The organism is Frankia sp. CgMI4 (assembly GCF_001756285.1).
In the GTDB taxonomy this organism is placed as follows: Bacteria; Actinomycetota; Actinomycetes; order Frankiales; family Frankiaceae; genus Frankia; species Frankia casuarinae.
This window is the reverse complement of the sequence record NZ_MAQZ01000043.1, coordinates 62,848-80,664: the sequence shown is the minus strand read 5'-3', so window position 1 is coordinate 80,664 and position 17,817 is coordinate 62,848. Positions and strand designations below refer to the sequence as shown.

Here is a 17,817-nt window from a genome sequence, read left to right as displayed (position 1 = left end):
GACGTGCGGGAGGTTCGTGACGTTTCCGGTCTTCCGGGCCGTCAGCACCCCGCCCTGTCGGTGGCGTCGCCCGTCAGCGGCCGGAAGCGGCGAGAAAGACCCGACCGGTGCCGGTGAGGGTCAACGCGGCGGATCCGGCCAGCAGGGCGGACCGGCCCCCGCGCAACTCCACCGGGGCGACGGTCGTCCCGTCGTCGGCGGTGCCGGTCACCCGGACCGCACCCTCGATGGCCAGCAGCAGCATGGGCCGTCCCACGTCCAGGGCACCCCCGGTGCAGATCGCCTCGGTGAGGGCGAAGTCCCCGACGGGGACATCCCAGCCGCGGAGCAGACCACCGGAGGAGACCGCGAGGGTACGGGGCATGAGGATCGGTGCCGCGCTCGGAGTGGGATCGAGGATGCGTAGGAGCTCKTCGACATCGATGTGCTTGGGGGTGAGCCCGCCGCGCAGCACGTTGTCCGAGGCCGCCATGATCTCGATACCCAGGCCGGAGACGTAGGCGTGGAGCAGCCGCGCGGGCTGGAAGAGCCCCTCCCCGGGGCGCAGGGTGACGTCGTTCAGCAACAGGGCGGCCGCGATCCCGACGTCGCCCGGGTGCGCGGCCGCGAGCAGACCGATCAGATCGGCCGCCCGCGCGACGTCATCGGCTTCGGCGCCGTCCACCGCGGCCCCGTCCGTCGCCGTGTCGTCCGTTTCGGCGCTGGGCGGCCCCGGCGCCGTCGGCGCTGCCGCGCCGTACGGGCCGGCGGCGAGCCGGCGGGCCGTCGCTACGAGGCCGCGAACGAGGTCACGGGCGGGTTCGCGCGGCATGGTCAGCAGGGAGCGGAGCACCTGTGCGGCGCCGCCCGAGGGATCGTCGGCCAGTGGTCGGAAGGCGGCGGTGAGGGCCGGTGAGCCCAGCCGGGCGACGATGGCGAGGGTCCGGCCGGGATCACGCATGCCGGCGAGAGCCCGAAACGGGGACAGCGCGACGATCAGTTCGGGCTTGTGATTCCGGTCACGGTAACGTCGACGTGGATCGCCCAAGCCGAGACCGGCCGCGTCGTCCGCGTCGAAGCCGGCCCGGGCCTGCGCCAGGTCCGGGTGCACCTGCAGCGACAGCGCCTTCTCGGCGGCCAGCACCTTGAGCAGAAACGGCAGCTGACCGACGAGGTCGGTGGCCGGACGGCGGATGCCGTCGTCCTCGGCGAGGGCCGTCGCCACCGGATGGGTGCCGAGCCACAGCTCCGCGACCGGCTCACCGGTCGCGGCCGCCCCGAGCAGGTTCGGAATCGCGGTTGGGGACCCCCAGGCGTACGACTGCGCCTGACCGTGCAGTGGCAGGACCCGGGCGCCGGATGCCGTCGCCCGAGCGGGCTCGTTCCTGGTGGTCACGGTCTCCCTCGTGGTGGGTGTCCTGCGGCCGGCCAGCCACCGCGGCTCGGCTGTTCCTCGCTGTTGCTCGCTATTCCTCGTCGCCCCAGCCGTGGCCCTCCGGGTCGATCACGGCGGGGTCGACCCCCATCATCTCAGCCATCTCGTGGATGATCGCATCGAGGACGAGCTCGGCCAGGTCCTCGCTGTCGACGGCCCGCGCCTCGATCGGGCGGCGGTAGACGACGATGCGTCGCGGGGTTCCCGACCGACCCTTGCCGCCGGCCGGCTGGTAATGGGCGAGCGGGATCTCGTCATCGGTCACCGCCACCGGCGGTACGTCCTCGACGGCGAACTCGACGTCCGCGAGCTCAGTGGACCACCGGTGGTCGAGATGCTCGACGGCGTCCAAGACGAGATCGTCGAAGCGGTCGCCGCGGGTGGCGTAGGCGGGCACGTCCGGCGGAAGGAGAGTGCCCCGGATGCCACGGCCGCGCCGGTCGCGCCGGCGCCGTGGCGGGATCGRCCGGGCGACTGCCGGGAACCGCTCGGGCTCGGTCACCCTGTCAGCGTAGCGTTCAAGGATGGACGGTCGTCCGTCGATCGCGGTGAACTCCGCGCCGCTTCCGGMATCGCTCGGAGTGGTGCGCCGATCCGTGGGCGCGGCAACGACGGTTCCGGTCACATCCCTGCGCTCCATCCCCCATCGCTACCAGCTCGAGGACGGTCCATGATCTCAAAATCGCTCTGGATACGTGCTGAACGAGGGATATTGTATGCGGGCCGCGATGGCATGGTCGACGCCGCGTGACGATTAGTCGTCGCGCCACGCGACACGACCCGAGGTGGTGGCCGTCGTCCGTTCCGGGGGCTACCGTCCGGAACGTGAAGCCTCGGCGCTGCTCCCRCTCGGYCTGTTCCGCAGCCGCGGTCGCCACGCTCACGTACGCCTACGCKGAATCCACGGCGGTGTTGGGCCCRCTCTCCCCGTACGTCGAACCACACTCCTACGATCTGTGCGGCACCCACGCGGATCGGCTCACCGTGCCGCTTGGCTGGGCTGTGGTCCGGCTCGAGGCCGAGGCACCCCGTGAGGGGGGTCGTGAGGTGGCCGGGGACGATCTGGAGGCCCTCGCGGACGCCGTGCGTGAGGCGTCCCGGCGGGGAGGGCCGGAGCCCCCGCAGGGTCCGCAGGCCCCACCCCCGGGTGGCCGGCGGGGTCACCTGCGGGCCGTTCCCAGTCCGTCCTGATCCGGAGCGCTCCCACCTCTTGGCCGTCCCGGTCAGGTGGTCGTCCCGATCTTCCGTTTGTCCTGGTACCGGTGGTTCGGCGAGTGGTTCGGCGCGAGTTCGCCCGGACGCGGTTCCAGCGGTGTCGGACCCGGCGGATAAGGTCAACCGAGCCGGTCGCAGTAGTGGCCGCGCGGCCGGGAGGCACCATTCACCCGGTGCCGGGGGACACCAGGGAGAAGGGTTGGAAGGGATGCGTGACCTCTCGCGGATCTTCAAGGCGTACGACGTGCGTGGCGTGGTGCCGGCGGAGTTCGACGCCGACGTCGCCCGAGCCACCGGAGCCGCCTTCGTGCGGCTGCTCGGCGCCCCGCGGATCGTGACCGCGCACGACATGCGGGAGTCGTCGGTCCCGCTCGCCGAGGCCTTCGCGGAAGGGGCGGCCAGCCAGGGCGCGGACGTGATCGCCGCCGGGCTGGGATCCACCGATCTGCTCTACTTCGCCGCCGGTTCGCTGAACATTCCGGGTGCGATGTTCACCGCGTCGCACAACCCGGCGAAGTACAACGGCATGAAGCTCTGCCGGGCCGGCGCGGCACCCATCGGCCAGGAGACCGGGCTCGCCGACATCCGCGCGATGATCGAGGCGGGCATTCCCGCCGGTCCCGGTCGTCGCGGCACCGTGGCTCGGCGGGACCTGCTGGACTCCTACGTGCGTCATCTGCGCACCTTGGTCGACTTGGCGCAGATCCGGCCGCTGACGGTCGCCGTGGACGCGGGCAACGGCATGGGCGGGCTGACCGTCCCGGCCACCTTCACCGGGCTGCCGCTGACAGTGATCCCGCTCTACTTCGAGCTGGACGGCTCCTTCCCGAACCACGAGGCGAACCCGATCGAGCCGGCGAACCTGCGGGACCTGCAGGCCGCCGTCCGCAGCTCCGGAGCCGACATCGGCCTGGCCTTCGACGGCGACGCCGACCGCTGCTTCGTCGTCGACGAGCGGGGGGAGATCGTCTCTCCGTCGACCATCACCGCCCTGGTGGCCGATCGCGAGCTGGCCCGGGAGCCGGGGGGCACGATCATCCACAACGTCATCGTCAGCCGGGCGGTCCCCGAGCTGGTCACCGAGCGCGGGGGGGTCCCGGTCCGGACCCGCGTGGGCCACTCGTTCATCAAGGCCGAGATGGCCCGTACCGGCGCGGTTTTCGGTGGCGAGCATTCCGGTCACTTCTACTTCCGCGACTTCTGGCGAGCGGACTCCGGCATGCTCGCCGCGCTCCATGTGCTCGCCGCGTTGGGCAGCCAGGACCGGCCGCTGTCCGAGCTGCTCGGGGGGTACGCCCGTTACAGCGCGTCCGGTGAGATCAATTCCGAGATCGCGGACGCCGCGGCGGCGATGAACGTGATCGAGAAGGCGTACGCGCCGGACGCTGCCGACGTGGACCACCTGGACGGGTTGACGATCTCCTTCTCGGACGGATCCTGGTTCAACCTCCGCCCGTCCAACACCGAGCCGCTGTTGCGGCTCAATGTGGAGGGGCCCGACGACGCCACGATGCACCGGCTGCGCGACGAGATCCTCGCTCGGATCCGGAGCGGAAGGGAAGCCTGATGAGTCTCGACCCGCTGCTGTTGGAGATCCTTGTCTGCCCGTGCAGCAAGCACGGTGAGCTGCGGCCCGACGAGCTGAGCGGCGCCCCCGTGCTGGTGTGCCTCGCCTGCGACCTGGCGTTCCCGGTGCGGGACGACATCCCGGTGATGCTGCTCGACGAGGCGATCCCGTTCTCCGGCGCGTCGGCGTCGAACTGACGCCGCGGCCTCGACGTGTATCTCGACGAGGCGATCCTCGACGACACCGCCCGGATCGACGCCGGTCACGCCGGCGGTCTCCTGCCGCACATCGCCTCCGCCGCCCGCCAGGTCCGTCGCGGTGCCACCCTCGCCCAGGAGGCCGGGGTCGGTCGCCTCGCCGCCGACGGACGGCCCCGGGCGGTCGTCGTGGTGGGTGTGGGCGGCGCGGCGCTGGCCGCCGAGGTGCTCGCCGCCGTCGCCGGGCCGGCCAGCCCGGTGCCCGTCATCGGTCACCACACCTACGGCCTTCCGGGCTGGGTGGGGGTGGCCGACATCGTCCTCGCGGTGTCGGCGTCCGGTGCCTCCGCGGAGACCTGTTCGGCGGTGGAGGAGGCGAACCGGCGCGGCGCGCGGGTGGCCGTGGTCGCCCCTGCCGACACCCCCCTGGCCTACCTGGCCGGGGTGGCCGGTGCGCCCCTCGTCGTGACTTCGGCGGAGCGGCCCGCTCGTGCCGTCCTGTGGTCGTTGTCGCTGCCACTGATCATCGTCGCCCGGGCCCTGGGTATCGCGCGGGTGGCGGACGAGGCGATCGAGGCGGCCGCCGTCCGCCTCGAGGACGTCGCGACCCGTTGCCGTTCGTCCAGCGAGTCGTTCGTCAATCCGGCGAAGACGCTCGCGCTCGAGCTGGCCGGTACGTTGCCGCTCATCTGGGGAACCTCACCGGTGACGAACGTGGTGGCCGAACGTGCCGTCACCCAGCTCGCGACGAGCGCGAAGTATCCGGCCATCGCCGGGGCGCTGCCGCATCCCGCCCGCCACCAGGTCGCGCTGTTCGACGGTGCCTTCGGGGCGGGTCTCGCGGCGGCTGGCGACCCGGCGCGCGACGACCTCGACGACTTCTTCCGCGACCGCGCCGAGGAGGACGAGTCGATCCGGCTCCGCCTGGTCCTGCTGCGCGATCCCGACGTCGAACGTCCGGATGTCGCCCGGCAGGCCGAGGCGGCGGTGGCGGTGGCGGCCGAGCGAGGCGTCGGCGTCACCGAACTGCGCGCCGACGGCGGCGGGCCGTTGGAACGGCTCGCCTCACTCATCGGCCTGTTCGACTACACGGCCGTTTATCTCGCCTTGGCGCTCGGGGTCGATCCCGTGCAGGTACCCGCCGCCCACGACCTCAGGCGCTGACAGACCTCAGGCGCTGACAGACCGCCGGAAGGCGGGCTAGTGGGCGGCAGGCTGATCCCCTCTGCCGGATCCCGGTTCGGCGCCGTTCTGGGGTTGCTGCGGCTGTCCCTGGTTCTGCCCGCTCTGGTCCGTGCCGGGCTGGCCGAGCGGGGTGCCGCCTCCCTGCGGCTGCCCGCCCGTGCCAGGGAAGATCTGCTGACCCAGGTTCTGCAACAGGTCGCCGAGGCCCTGACCGGGTGCCGGCGCTGGCGGGGTGTTCTGCAGACCTCCCTTGATGCCGCGCGCGACGGTCGGATCGGCACCGGGCAACGGGACTACCGGCTGGTTGGCTAGGGCGGCCCGCATCGACTTGCTCCAGATGATCGCGGGCAGGTCGCCGCCGAAGACACGGGGCCAGGTCCGGCCGTCGGCGACGACGCCCCGCAGCGGGTGGCTCTCCGCTCCCATGGGATCGCCGACGGCTACCGCTGCGGTGATCTGCGGGGTAAAGCCGACATACCAGGCGGCCGAGAACTCGTCGGTGGTGCCGGTCTTGCCCGCCGAGGGGCGGTCGATGGCCGCCTTGGTCCCGGTCCCGTGGAGCGGGACGCCGGCGAGCACGCTGGTCACGGTGTCGGCGACACCCTTGGCGAGTACCTGTTCGCACTGCGGCGGCTGGGCGATGTCGATCGGGTCGTGGCTGGAGTCGACGGCCCCGGTGGCGAAGCGGGGCGTGCAGCGCACCCCGCCGCCGGCGATCGTCGCGTAGGCGTCGGCCATCTGCAACGGGGAAACGTACATGTACTGGCCRCCACCGATGGCGGTGGCCCCGTCGGTGGAGCCGATCTTGTCCGCCTTCGGCGGTGTGACGCCCAGGCGTTTGGCCATCTCCAGGACCGCCGGGATGCCGGTCTTCTCCGCGAGCTGCACGTAGAAGGTGTTCACCGAGTCCCAGGTGCCCTTGGGGATGTCGTAGATGCCGGCCTCGGCGGGATCGGAGTTCGAGAAACCCCTGGGGCAGTCGCCCTCACCGCGGTCCAACGGGAACTTCTTGCTCTCGTAGCAGGCCGGGGAGTAGAAGGCCGTCGAGGTGCCGTAGCCCTGTTCGAGCGCGGCGGCGAGCACGAAGGTCTTGAACGTCGACCCGGGCTGGAAGGTGGCGTTGGTCGGCAGCGGCACCACCGTCTGGTTGGCTGCTGTGTTCGAGCCGTACACCCGGTTCACTGCCATGGCGAGGATGTTGCCGGTACCGGGCTGGATGACGACCTCGGTCGCCGACACCCGGTTGCTCGGCGATATGGTCGAGTTGACGGCGTCCTGCGCCGCCTGYTGCACCAGTGGGTCGAGAGTGGTCCTGATGACCAGGCCGCCCTCGTAGATGCGTCGGTTGCGTTCCTCCAGGGTGGAACCGAGCGCCGGGCTCGCCCGCAGCTGGGAGCGCACGTAGTCGCAGAAGAACGGCGCCGACGACGTCTCGCAGGAGTCCGCGGCTGGCGGCGGGGCTTTCACGACGTTCAGCGGCAGCTGCTTCGCCGCCTCCGCCTGGATGGTAGAGACATACCCCTCGGCGGCCATCTTGTCCAGCACGGTGTTGCGCCGGGCCAGCGCGGCCTCCGGGTGAGCTGCGGGGTTGTACCGGGACGGACTCTGCACGAGCCCGGCTAGYAGCGCCGCCTGTTCGAGGGTGACCTGGGAGATGGGCACCCCGAAGTAGTGCTCGGCRGCGGTGCCGATCCCGTACGCGCCGTCACCGAAATACGCGATGTTGAGGTAGCGCTCCAGGATTTCGTCCTTGGAGAACCGCTTCTCGATGTCCAGGGCGTACCGGAGTTCCTGGATCTTGCGGTCCAGGGAGTCTCCGGCCACGACCTCTCGCTCCCGCGTGGTGCGGGCGTTCTGCAGCAGCACGTTCTTGACGTACTGCTGAGTCAGCGTCGAACCGCCCTGAGCGACTCCGCCGRCCTCGCTGTTGCGCAGCGCGGCGCGGAAGACGCCCTGTGGGTCGACGCCGCCGTGCTTGTAGAAGCGGGCGTCCTCGATCGAGACGATCGCCTCGCGCATGATCTTCGGGATCTCGTTGCCGGGCACGACGATGCGGTTCTCGGCGCCGCGCAACGTGGCAATCACTGATCCGTCGGCGGCCAGAATCGTCGAACTCTGCGGCAACGGAGGCGTGACGAGCTCGCCGGGCAGCCCGAGGAAGTGGTCCGCGCTTTCCTTGGCGAACAGGCCGACCGCACCGACGAACGGCAGGGACAACAACGCGACGACCAGCCCCAGAACGATCGCCGTCAGCCCCATCTTCTTCAGGACCCGACGCCGGTTCACGGGCGGACGGGGGTTGAGCGGCCTACCCGCTCCACCGGCCCCGGCCGCGCCGGCTGCGGCCGGACCGTCGCCCGTGCCGCCGGGGGAGCGACGCGCGGAAGCGCCGTCGTCCGCATAGGTGACGCCGCTCGCCACGTTGCCCGGCCTGGCGGATCGGGATGGCCTGGCGGATCGGGATGGCCTGGCGGATCGGGGCGATGCGGCGGATCGGGGCGATGCGGCGGATCGGGGCGATGCGGCGGATCGGGGCGGGGCGGGGGCACGTTCCGGCGCGACGGCGCGCGACGGGACACCCGGCCGGGCCGGCTTGCTCGGGTCGGCCGGCTTGCTCGCGCGCGGGGGCGGGGTGGCTTGAGATGGAGTGCTCGACTCCCGTCCGACAGACGTCAACGTCACCCCCTCCGTGGACCGGCGCAAGGGCCGGAGTCTTCCTGGGACCTGTCCAGCATGCGTGAGCCGGCACTTGGTCGCTCACCGGCATCACCGCCTCGAACCCGGTGCGACGTGGCAGCGGGTGCGCGCCGGGTTCGAGGCGGTTGGTGCGGACGGTCTGATTCCTAGGTAACGCTAGACGAGCGTTTCACCGGCGGACCAGCCGCCACGTCCGGTGTGTGCGGTACGCCCCACATTGTTTAGCAGACGTTAAGGAAGTGTGGATCTGATGGTGCGTGTCCCGGCTGGTCCGGGCGGGTGCGGCCGGATGATGGGCTGGCTGCCTGCCGGGGACCGGTGAGGGCGGCGGGGGTTACCGGCCCGGCGGGGGTTACCGGCCCGGCGGGGGTTGCGGGGCCGTGGGGTAGGGGGGTGGCGGGGATTGGTCTTGGGCCGTCGGGTACTGGGCCGTCGGGTACTGGGCCGTCGGGTACTGGGCCGTCGGGTACGGGGAGAAGACGGGAGAGGGTATCGATCTCGGCCGGTTCGCCGTCAGCCGATGGTAGGCACGCCGGGTTCGCTCGGCCAACACGGCGGACAGGTAGGCCCAGCCCGGCGTGCCGGGCGGCGGCGGTGGTGTCACGACGGCCCGCACCTGCCGGACCAGCCCGCTGCCGAGGCGTTCGAGGGCCTGCGGGGACAGCTCGTGCGCCCGGCCGAGGAACTGGCGGGCACGCAGGGCCAGAGCATCATCCAACCCGGTGAGGTCGAGGGTGGCGGCCCAGCCGACGAGCTGGGGCGGGACGGACGGCGGCGCTCCGCCAGGGCGCGGCACGCTGGCCTGCAGGACGACCGTGCCGGCGAAGACGTCCCCCAGCCGCTTCGCGTGTTTCGACACCAGCATGCTGATCACCGCGGGCAGGCCCAGTAGCAGTCCGGGACGTTCGACGACCGCCCCGACCAGACCCCGGGCGAACGCGTGCCGGAAGTGGATGGGACCTCCGTCGTCGCGGACGACACGCAGCCCCATGGCCATCTTGCCGAGGGTCCGCCCGCGCGTCAGCGTCTCGCAGGTGACCGGATACCCGAGCACGACGCCGACGTAGACCAGCAGGAATACYGCGGCGATCAGGGCGTCGTTGTCGGGCCGCACGATCAGCAGGGCCGCGGCGCCGACCGCGTAGAGGATGTAGAGCTGGATGAGCAGGTCGAGCAGGCCGGCGATCAGACGGGAGCCCAGCCGAGCCACCCGCAGTTCGATGGTGATCGCTTCACCTGTGACGATCGCCTCACCCGTGAGGACACCCGTGCCGGCGAGACCGGCGGATCCCTTTCCCGTGACGACCTGGTTCATCTGGGCCCCCCGGGACCTCGATGKGTATCCGGACATCACCTTATGGCTTACGCCGCCCGGTTCGATCCTCCTCGCCGGGTGGTGCCGCCGACGGCGGTGAGGACGGTTCGGACGCGTGCGGCTCGAGGTCTGGGAGGATCTCGACGGGCTGGGAGGATGAGACCRCCATGGATCTCGATGCGTACGTCGCCGTGCACCGTCCGGAATGGGTCCGGCTTGGTCGGCTCGTCGACAAGGCCGGCCGGCCGCGGCGGATGGCACCGGACGAGCTCGACGAACTGGTCGAGTTGTACCAGCGCACGGCTACCCACCTCTCGGTCATCCGCAGCCGGTCGTACGACACGACCCTGGTCGACGATCTGACGAACCTGGTGGCGCGAGGCCGGGCGGCGGTGGGCGGCGCACCCGACCCCGGCTGGCATGTCGTCGGCCGTTTCTTCGCGGTGACGTTTCCGGTGGCCGTGTACGAACGCCGATGGTGGGCTGTCGCGACGGCGCTCGGTTCCCTGCTCGTCGCGCTGGCCGTCGGTCTGTGGGTCGTGCACGACGCCGAGGTGCAGGCGAACCTGCGTGCGCCGGACGCGGTCGCGGATCTGTGCCGCCACGACTTCGCGTCCTACTACACCGAGAATCCGGCCTCGTCCTTCGCCAGCCAGGTGTGGACGAACAACGCCTGGGTGGCCGCGCAGGCGGTGGTCTCCGGGGTGCTGCTGGGTCTCCCGACCCTGCTGGTCATGTTGCTGAACGCGCTGAATCTCGGCGTCGTCGGCGGATACATGTCCAGCTGTGGGGAGAGCGGGCAGTTCTTCGGCCTGATCCTCCCGCACGGCCTGCTGGAGCTCACGGTCGTGTTCGTCGCGGGCGGGGTCGGGCTGCGTCTCGGTTGGACGATCATTGCGCCGGGTCCGCGCAGGCGGGTGGAGGCCTTGGCCGCCGAGGGGCGCGCGGCGGTGGCCATCACGATGGGGATGGCGCTCGTGCTGGCCGCCTCCGGGCTGATCGAGGCGTTCGTGACCCCGTCGGGGTTGCCCACGGCGATCCGGATCGGGATCGGCGCGGTAGCGTTCGGCGRCTTCATCGCCTACGTCCGGCTGTATGGCGGCCGGGCGGCCGCGGCCGGAGAGACCGGTGACATCGACACCGGACGCGGCGGCGCCGACCTGCTCCCGGTGGCCTGAGCGCGGGTACACCGACTACCCGGCACCATCTCATGGGTGGCGAGCACCATCGGTTTTCAGAACGGGGGCTCCGGCCGTGGTTGAAAGCCACTGCTCGGTGATCCTCCTGAGCTCGCCGCTGGCGGTCAGTTCCGCCAGCGCGGCGTTGACGTTGCGCACCAGCGGATTACCCTTCTCGAACAGCAGGCCGAACTGCTCGGGCTCGCCGGTCGAGGGAAACTGACCGATGATGACGGAATTCTCGATCTCGGTGGCGGTCAGTTTGAACGCGGTGGGCAGGTCGACGACGATCCCGTCGATCGGGCCGTTCTCCAACGCGGTCTCGGCCTCGTTGGTGTCGTTGAAGACGGCCGGCTGCGCTGCCGGTTTCACCTGCTTGTTGATGGCGGTCAGACTCGTCGTGCCGATCGCGGCGCCGAGCTTGGCGTTCTTCAGCCCGGCGAGAGTCGTCACGTGCGCGATACGTGAGGATCTGAGCGCCACGACGGCCTGCGCGACGTCGTAGTAGCCGCTGCTGAAGTCGACTGCCTGCCGCCGTTCCGGCGTGATCGAGATCTCGTTGATGTCGAAGTCGAAGTTCTTCGCGCCGGGTGCGAACGAACTGTTGAACGGCACGTTCATCCAGTGCACCTGCGCCGCGGTGAAACCGAGTTTCGCGGCGACGGCGTAGGCGACTGCGCTCTCGAATCCCTGGCCGCTCTCCGGTCTGCCGTCGGCGAACCACGGCTCATATGCCGGTGAGCCGGTGGCGATGGTCAGCTGGCCGGGCTTGACCAGGTGAAGGGAGGCCGACCCGGTGGTGCCCGACGAGCCCGGGGTCGAACCACCCGACGACGCGCAGGACGCGAGTGCCAGTACCGCCGCGACCACCAGCGCGAKAGCGGCAGGCCGCCGTGGGCGTTGCATGGAAGACCTCCTGAGATGCCCCACCCTCGCGGATGGGCGCCGGAGCGCGGACTCTCGGGTCGCGCCGGCCTCGGGCCGGGCGGTGGGAGGGGCATGGTGTGCCTCGGCCGGCCAAGAACCGCGGAAACCGGCCTCCTGGACAAGGGCGCGACGCGGTCGGTGCGATGTCCCGTGACGCCGCCTTGGCAGCGGCCATCCCCGGACCATGCTGGTCAGAGTACCGTCTACCGCCACGGAACCATCCGGGGACACCGGCCGGCCCGGCCGGCACCTCGCGAAATCACCTTCGATGATTTCGCTGAGATAGTCGTCTAGAGCCGGCCGAGGGATTTCAGGGTGAGGTAGATGTCGGTGACGGCCGCCGCGTAGCCGCTCGGCGGTGCGTCCACCACCTCGACCCCGCGGCGGCGCAGCGTCTCGGTGAGCTCCCGTCGCCGCAGCAGAGTCTGTTCGGCCGCCGCGGCCGCGTACACCTCACGGACGTCACCTCGGCCGGTCGTCATCTCGTCCACGCGCGGGTCGCGCAGCGCCGCGACCACGACAGTGTGCCGCGCGGCCAGCGTCGGCAGAGCCGGGAGCAGCCCCTCCTCGATCACCGCTGGTACCAGGTCGGTGAACAGGACGACCAGGGACCGCCGCGAAGTCCCGCGCAGCACCGTCGACACGATTCCGCCATGATCGGCCTCGATCAGGGCCGGTTCCAGGGTGGCCATCGCGTCGCTCATCCGGGCGAGCAACCCGTGATCGTGCCCGCCTGGCAGGGTGATCCGAGGAACGCTGTCGTGCGCCACGAGACCCACCTGGTCACCCGCGCGTAGCGCCACCGCGGTGAGCAGCAGCGCGGCGTCGAGCGCGTGGTCCAGTCGGGGGGTATCGCCGATTCGCCCGGCCGAGGTCCGACCCGTGTCGAGTACGCAGACGACCCTGCGGTCACGCTCCGGTCGGAAGGTACGGACGACGACGGTCCCGCGCCGGGCGGTACCCCGCCAGTCGATCAGCCGAACGTCGTCGCCGATCACATAGTCCCGCAGGCTGTCGAACTCGCAGCCGGCGCCCGCGCCGCGGATGGCGACCTCGCCCTCGACCTCCCGCAGCCGCGCGAGAGCGGCCGGCAGATGGCGGCGTGACGTGAACGGCGGCAGCACTCGGACCCGCCATGCGCAGTGATGCCGTCCCTGCCGGCCGGCGAGGCCGAGTGGCCCCAGCGAACGGATCGTGATGCGGAACGGCTCCCGGTCGCCGCGCCGGGTCGGATGCAGCGTCGTCTCCAGGAAGCGCCGCTCCCCCGCCGGAACGGTGACCCGGTGCTCCCGCGGCCGGGACCCCGAGGACGGCGGCCAGGCGTCGCGGATGTGGGCACGCACCGTGCGGGTGCCGCCGTTCGTGACGCCGAGCACCAGCGGAACGGGCTGACCCAGCCGCCCGGCGGTCGGTCCGGAGCGGCTGAACTCCAGCGTGCGGACCCCACCCGCCAGGGCGAGGTCGAGGGCGACCAAGCCCACCACCACCAGGTCGACCAGCACGAGGGTCAGGCCCGGGGCGGGGGACAGGACGACGACCAGCGCCCCGAACAGGGCCAGTGCGACGGTACGGCCGGTGATCGCCACCGTTTCCGCCTACCGGGGCACCGGAACGGTGGCGAGTACCTGTTCGAGCACGACATCGGCCGTCACGCCGTCCAGTTCGGCCTCCGGACGGAGGCTGATCCGGTGCCGCAGGGTTGCCCGGGCCAGCGCCTTGACATCGTCGKGGGTCGCATAGCCGCGTCCCGACAGCCACGCCCAGGCCCGGGCCGTCGCCAGCAGCGCGGTGGCGCCGCGGGGGGACACCCCGAGCTGTACCGACGGTGCCGCGCGGGTCGCCCGGGCCAGATCGACGATGTAGGCCAGCACCTCCGGGTGGACTGCGACGGTGAGCACCGCGGCGCGGGCCGCCGCGAGGTCCGCTGGTCCCGCGACCGGGTGGACCCCCGCGGCGGGCAGGTCGGWGGGGTCGAACCCGTCCGCATGGTGGGCGAGGACACGGACCTCGTCGTCGCGGGGCGGCAGTGGCAGCGTCACCTTCACCAGGAAGCGGTCGAGTTGCGCCTCGGGAAGCGGATAGGTGCCCTCGTGTTCGATCGGGTTCTGGGTGGCGAGGACTGCGAAGGGGGCCGGCAGCGGCCGCGGGACGCCCGCCACACTGACCTGACGCTCCTCCATCACCTCCAGCAGGGCGGCCTGCGTCTTCGGCGGAGTCCGGTTGATCTCGTCGGCCAGCAGGAGGTTGGTGAAGACCGGGCCCTCCCGGAAGGTGAACTCGGAACTGCGGTTGTCGTACACCAGCGAGCCGGTGACGTCGCCGGGCATGAGGTCCGGGGTGAACTGCAGGCGCTTGGTGTCCAGTGCCAACGCGGTCGCGAGCGTGYGGACCAGCAGCGTCTTCGCGACGCCGGGCACCCCCTCGAGCAGTGCGTGTCCCCGGCACAGCAGGGCGATGACGAGCCCGCTGACCGCCGCGTCCTGACCGATCACCGCCTTGGCCACCTCACCGCGCAGCGCGATCAGGGACCGGCGGGCCGTCTGCGCGTCCGGTGGTGCCGGCTGCTCTCCCGGACCCGGCGCCGCGGCGGACGACGATGCGGTCGAGGGCGGGGGGGCTGTCGTCGGCGCGTCGATGCGCGGGGATGTCACCGTATGCCTACCTGTCGATCGAGCTCGTCGAGCGCGTGGGCCAGCGCCAGCAGCGCCGCGTCCTGCGTATCGCGTCGAGGGGCGCCGACGCCGGCCCGGGGAACGCCGGCCCGGGGAACGCCCGCCGCGGCGGTCCGCTCGGATCCGCCGTCGCGATACCGTCCGGCCCCGCCGGATGCCGCCCGCTGTCCGTTCTCGGCCGGGTAGCGGCCTGACTGGTACCAGTCCCTGGCCCGCCSGAGGTGACCGGGCGGTCCGGCGGTCTGCGGCGGCATGCCCGAACCGTACAGGAGCGATCCGATCTCCGAGGGTGACCGTCCCGTCTGCTCGCTGGCAGTGGTCACCAGAGCGACGGGATCGGGGCTCAGGGAACCGGCGGGGGTCCAGATCAGGGGCAGGCCCATCCGTTCGGCCAGCCGGACGCGCGTCCCGGCCCGCAGCGCGTCGGCGGTCCTGTCCCGGGCGTGTGCCGCCGCGTACAGTCGCCCGCGTCCCTCGACCGTCTCGGCCGCCCGGACGACCACCGGAAGGGGCTCCGGCACCGGCGGCCCGAGCCGCCGGCCACGCCACAGCGCCAGCAGCGCCAGGACGACGACGATGTGCAGAAAGGTCCACCAGAAGGCGGACGGCAGCAGATCCATCATGCTTTTCGTGCCGACCCCGCCGGCCCCACCCGCGTCGGGTGTGATCCAGGACAGTACGGGTTGCCGGGCGAGCAGGCCGAGGGCCAGCGCYGCGTTCCCCGTGCGGCCGAGGTGTTCGTTGGTGAGGAACCCCGCCGAGCCGAGCAGTACCAGCCGCCCGCCACCGGCGCGTGGTGAGCCCGATCGGGTGGGGGTCAGCACGGCGAGGCGTGCCTCGCCGTGCGGGTCGCCGTAGCACAACGAGACCGCCATGTCGCCGAGACCGGCTCCGTCGCCCTGGCGGGTGAAGGTCTCGTCGGCGCCGATCGAGGTTGTTCCGGCCGTGGTCGCCTCGGGCAGGAGGCACCGTGGATCACTCTGCTCGCCGCTGGGCGCGGAGCCTGCTGTGACCACCCCGACATTTAGGGCACCGAGCACCGTGGCGTCCGGCGCCACGAGGACGACGTCGGCGCCCTGCCAGACCCGTCCGAGCAGGGCGATCAGCTCGTCATGGGTGAGCCGTCCCGGATGGACGACGACCAGCGTCGCCCTACCGCCCGCCCCGGCTGGACCGACCCCGCCGCCCAGACCACCGGGGTTCGGCCCCTGCTGCCGGCCGCCGGAAGGGTTGTCCGTGGCGGAGACGATGATCCCGCGTGCCCGCAGGATCTCGGCTAGGGCCCGGGTTCCTCCGGGCTCGGCGGAGGCCACGTCCAGGTAGGCCTGGCCGTCGGGCCGCCCGGCCAGCGCCGAGACGACCACGTAACAGAGGACCAGGACGCCGAGGACGGCCACCACGAGGATCCCGCGGCGCACCGCTGGGGGCCTGGGACCGCTGCGCAACGCGCTCGGCGACCCCCGCCCGGACCGGCCGCCGGCCGTCCCGCCGCCACCGAGATGGTCGCCGGTGATCGCCGGGGCGCCGGGGATGGTCATGCCGGGACCGCGAGGGTGCCGGTGCCGCCGGTGCCGCCGGTGCCGTCTGTGCCGTCTGTGCCGTCTGCGCCGTCTGTGCCGTCTGTGCCGTCTGCGCCGCGACGCAGCTGGATCAGGGCGCGGTCGGCCTCGACCAGGACCCGGTAGCCGGCCGCGGACCCCGGGCGCCCGCCGTACCAGATCTCGCTGAAGACCTCGACCGCCGCGGCGAGCGCCGCGGCCGGCTCGAACGCCGTGCCGGGTCCATCGCCCGCCGCGCCCGTCGTCGCGCCCGGCCGGTCCGTTCCGCCCCGGGGTTGCCCGCCGTCGGGGGACGGCGCGATTCTCGCCACCTCCTCGACGAGTTCACCGGCCGTACGGCCGGGGCGCGGATCGAGCACGCCCTTCTCCTCCAGCATCCGCACGATGGCCCGTAGCCGGGACCGAACCGCCTCCGCATAGGCTCCGCCGGCGGCGTGGCCGTCAGCCTCGGCACGCAGCTGCGCCGCGGTTGACGAACTGGACAGGTCGTTATCCTCCCGCCTGGTACGCGCGCTGCGGCGCACCGGGCCGAGCCACCACCGCAGCGCCACCGCCACGACGACGAGTACGAGGACGAGCGCGAGGACCCCGAGACCACCCGACCCTCCGCCGAGGCCGTCTCCGCCGGGGAGCAGCCAGTGGACCAGATCCCCGATCCTGTCGTCGATCCACCGGACCGCCCGGCTCCACCAGCTGGGTTCGGAACTTCTGTAGAGGTGCCTGGAAAGTTCCCGCCGAGCCTCCTCCCGAGCTCCGTCCCGAGTGACAGGACCGCCGAGCGTCATCCGGAGGGCCGCAGGCCGGCGGTGCGGGCGCGGGCCGCCTCGGCGAGGGTCACGTCCAGACCCTCGCGTCTGATCCTGAGGTCGACGTAGAGCAGGACGACGGCTCCGGAGACGATCGGCGTGGAGATCGCGGTGGCGAGCAGACTGCCGATCGCCTGGACGATGTAGCCGGTGACGGTGAGATCACCCCTGATCGGGTCGCCGAACACCGACTCGGAGGAGGCCATCACGATGCTGGCGGCGATGGCGAAGATCGCACCGAGGAACCCCGCCACCAGCATGGCGAGCAGCAGAATACCGAACGTCCGCCACCATGATCCACGCACGATCGCGATCGACCGTCGCAGCGCGTCGCGCACGGTGCCGCCCTCGAGGACGYACGCGGGCGTGGCCAGCGCCAGGTAGACCCCGACGACGATCGCCCCGACCAGCAGCGCGATCAGCCCCARTACCACCGACAGCGCCACGATGACCGTGAGGCCGAGCAGGCCGGGCAGCCGCGGCGCGACCCRTCGGACCGCGTCGATTGTGGTGATTCGGCTTCCCAGGATCGCCTCGCTCACCACGACGCTGAGCACCCCGGAAAGAAAGAGCCCGAGGATGAGATCGAGACCGAGCATCGCGACGGTGATGGCGGCCCTGGCGCCCGGCGACGCGTCCTCGCCGCTGATCGCGACGGTGGTGGACACCGTCTCCACCACCGCCGCGGCCGCCACCGTCACCCCGACGGTCGCGCCGGGATTCGTGCGGATCGTGGCGAACGTGCCGTCCAGGATCTCGCCCAGAGCGAGGGGGCGCAGCGGGATGATGYCCGGTTTCGGGACGGCCGGGCCCCACCGCCACTGTCCCCACGGGCCCTGCGGGGCGCCGGGCGGCGGGGTGCCGGGCGAGGCCCAACCGGGTCCGTCGGCCATCGGTGTGTCTCCACTCGTCGCGGTCGGTGTCGAGGTTCGGTGTCGAGGTTCGATGTGTCGAGGTAAGGATGCCGTGCTTGTGGTGGGCATGCCGCGGCCACTGTGAGGATTCTGTGCTCTCGGCCAGGATGGATGCTGGCGATGCCGGCGGAATTACGCGGTCTGGCCGGGATGTGCTGGCCGGGACGTGCC

General features: G+C 71.8%; 15 protein-coding genes. 5 read left to right on the top strand and 10 right to left on the bottom strand.

The window, feature by feature from the left end; all coding sequences use genetic code 11:
* Positions 1-73 precede the first annotated feature (73 nt).
* The gene (locus Manayef4_RS03575; RefSeq protein WP_070130591.1) at positions 74-1,375 is read right to left on the bottom strand and encodes a type I phosphomannose isomerase catalytic subunit; all 1,302 of its coding nucleotides are present in this window, start codon (positions 1,373-1,375) and stop codon (positions 74-76) included.
* Positions 1,376-1,445: 70 nt separating this feature from the next.
* The gene (locus Manayef4_RS03570; protein ID WP_035940918.1) at positions 1,446-1,838 is read right to left on the bottom strand and encodes a metallopeptidase family protein; all 393 of its coding nucleotides are present in this window, start codon (positions 1,836-1,838) and stop codon (positions 1,446-1,448) included.
* A gap of 401 nt (positions 1,839-2,239) precedes the next feature.
* Here Manayef4_RS03570 and Manayef4_RS03565 point away from each other — a divergent pair, with 401 nt between their 5' ends.
* The 4 genes from Manayef4_RS03565 to Manayef4_RS03550 all read left to right on the top strand — a co-directional run bounded on the left by Manayef4_RS03565 (position 2,240) and on the right by Manayef4_RS03550 (position 5,557).
* On the top strand, positions 2,240-2,605 hold the full coding sequence (locus tag Manayef4_RS03565; RefSeq protein ID WP_070130590.1) for a DUF3499 domain-containing protein: 366 nt from the start codon (positions 2,240-2,242) through the stop codon (positions 2,603-2,605).
* Between the two features lie 232 nt (positions 2,606-2,837).
* Positions 2,838-4,196 carry a phosphomannomutase/phosphoglucomutase gene (locus tag Manayef4_RS03560; RefSeq protein WP_011435204.1) on the top strand — a complete coding sequence of 453 codons (1,359 nt, stop codon included), beginning with the start codon at positions 2,838-2,840 and terminating at the stop codon, positions 4,194-4,196.
* Entirely contained in the window at positions 4,196-4,393 is a 198-nt protein-coding gene (locus Manayef4_RS03555) for a Trm112 family protein (RefSeq protein WP_011435205.1), read from the top strand. Before Manayef4_RS03560 ends, Manayef4_RS03555 begins: the two co-directional genes overlap by 1 nt.
* Positions 4,394-4,408: 15 nt before the next feature.
* Positions 4,409-5,557 carry an SIS domain-containing protein gene (locus tag Manayef4_RS03550; protein ID WP_011435206.1) on the top strand — a complete coding sequence of 383 codons (1,149 nt, stop codon included), beginning with the start codon at positions 4,409-4,411 and terminating at the stop codon, positions 5,555-5,557.
* A 36-nt stretch (positions 5,558-5,593) separates the two neighbouring features.
* Here the strand turns inward: Manayef4_RS03550 and Manayef4_RS03545 are convergent, their stop codons facing one another.
* On the bottom strand, positions 5,594-7,837 hold the full coding sequence (locus tag Manayef4_RS03545; protein ID WP_254665445.1) for a transglycosylase domain-containing protein: 2,244 nt from the start codon (positions 7,835-7,837) through the stop codon (positions 5,594-5,596).
* A 790-nt stretch (positions 7,838-8,627) separates the two neighbouring features.
* A complete protein-coding gene (locus Manayef4_RS03540) occupies positions 8,628-9,590 on the bottom strand; it encodes an RDD family protein (RefSeq protein WP_023839910.1) in 963 nt (320 codons plus the stop codon).
* Positions 9,591-9,757: 167 nt separating this feature from the next.
* Between Manayef4_RS03540 and Manayef4_RS03535 the strand changes: the two genes are divergently transcribed.
* Positions 9,758-10,768, top strand: a complete 1,011-nt coding sequence (locus Manayef4_RS03535; protein WP_070130589.1) for a stage II sporulation protein M — start codon at positions 9,758-9,760, stop codon at positions 10,766-10,768.
* A gap of 30 nt (positions 10,769-10,798) precedes the next feature.
* Here Manayef4_RS03535 and Manayef4_RS03530 read toward each other — a convergent pair whose 3' ends face one another.
* The 6 genes from Manayef4_RS03530 to Manayef4_RS03505 all read right to left on the bottom strand — a co-directional run bounded on the left by Manayef4_RS03530 (position 10,799) and on the right by Manayef4_RS03505 (position 17,625).
* Positions 10,799-11,674: an ABC transporter substrate-binding protein gene (locus Manayef4_RS03530; protein ID WP_070130588.1), complete on the bottom strand. Its 876-nt coding sequence runs from the start codon at positions 11,672-11,674 to the stop codon at positions 10,799-10,801.
* Between the two features lie 311 nt (positions 11,675-11,985).
* Positions 11,986-13,281, bottom strand: coding sequence for a DUF58 domain-containing protein (locus Manayef4_RS03525; protein ID WP_023839911.1), 1,296 nt, complete (start codon positions 13,279-13,281; stop codon positions 11,986-11,988).
* A 9-nt stretch (positions 13,282-13,290) separates the two neighbouring features.
* Positions 13,291-14,220 (bottom strand): MoxR family ATPase, encoded by a 930-nt coding sequence (locus tag Manayef4_RS03520; RefSeq protein WP_217494089.1) that lies wholly within the window; start codon positions 14,218-14,220, stop codon positions 13,291-13,293.
* Between the two features lie 122 nt (positions 14,221-14,342).
* Positions 14,343-15,905 (bottom strand): DUF4350 domain-containing protein, encoded by a 1,563-nt coding sequence (locus tag Manayef4_RS03515; protein WP_254665442.1) that lies wholly within the window; start codon positions 15,903-15,905, stop codon positions 14,343-14,345.
* On the bottom strand, positions 15,902-16,711 hold the full coding sequence (locus Manayef4_RS03510; protein WP_023839913.1) for a DUF4129 domain-containing protein: 810 nt from the start codon (positions 16,709-16,711) through the stop codon (positions 15,902-15,904). Before Manayef4_RS03510 ends, Manayef4_RS03515 begins: the two co-directional genes overlap by 4 nt.
* Positions 16,708-17,625 (bottom strand): hypothetical protein, encoded by a 918-nt coding sequence (locus Manayef4_RS03505; RefSeq protein WP_254665441.1) that lies wholly within the window; start codon positions 17,623-17,625, stop codon positions 16,708-16,710. Before Manayef4_RS03505 ends, Manayef4_RS03510 begins: the two co-directional genes overlap by 4 nt.
* Positions 17,626-17,817 lie beyond the last annotated feature (192 nt).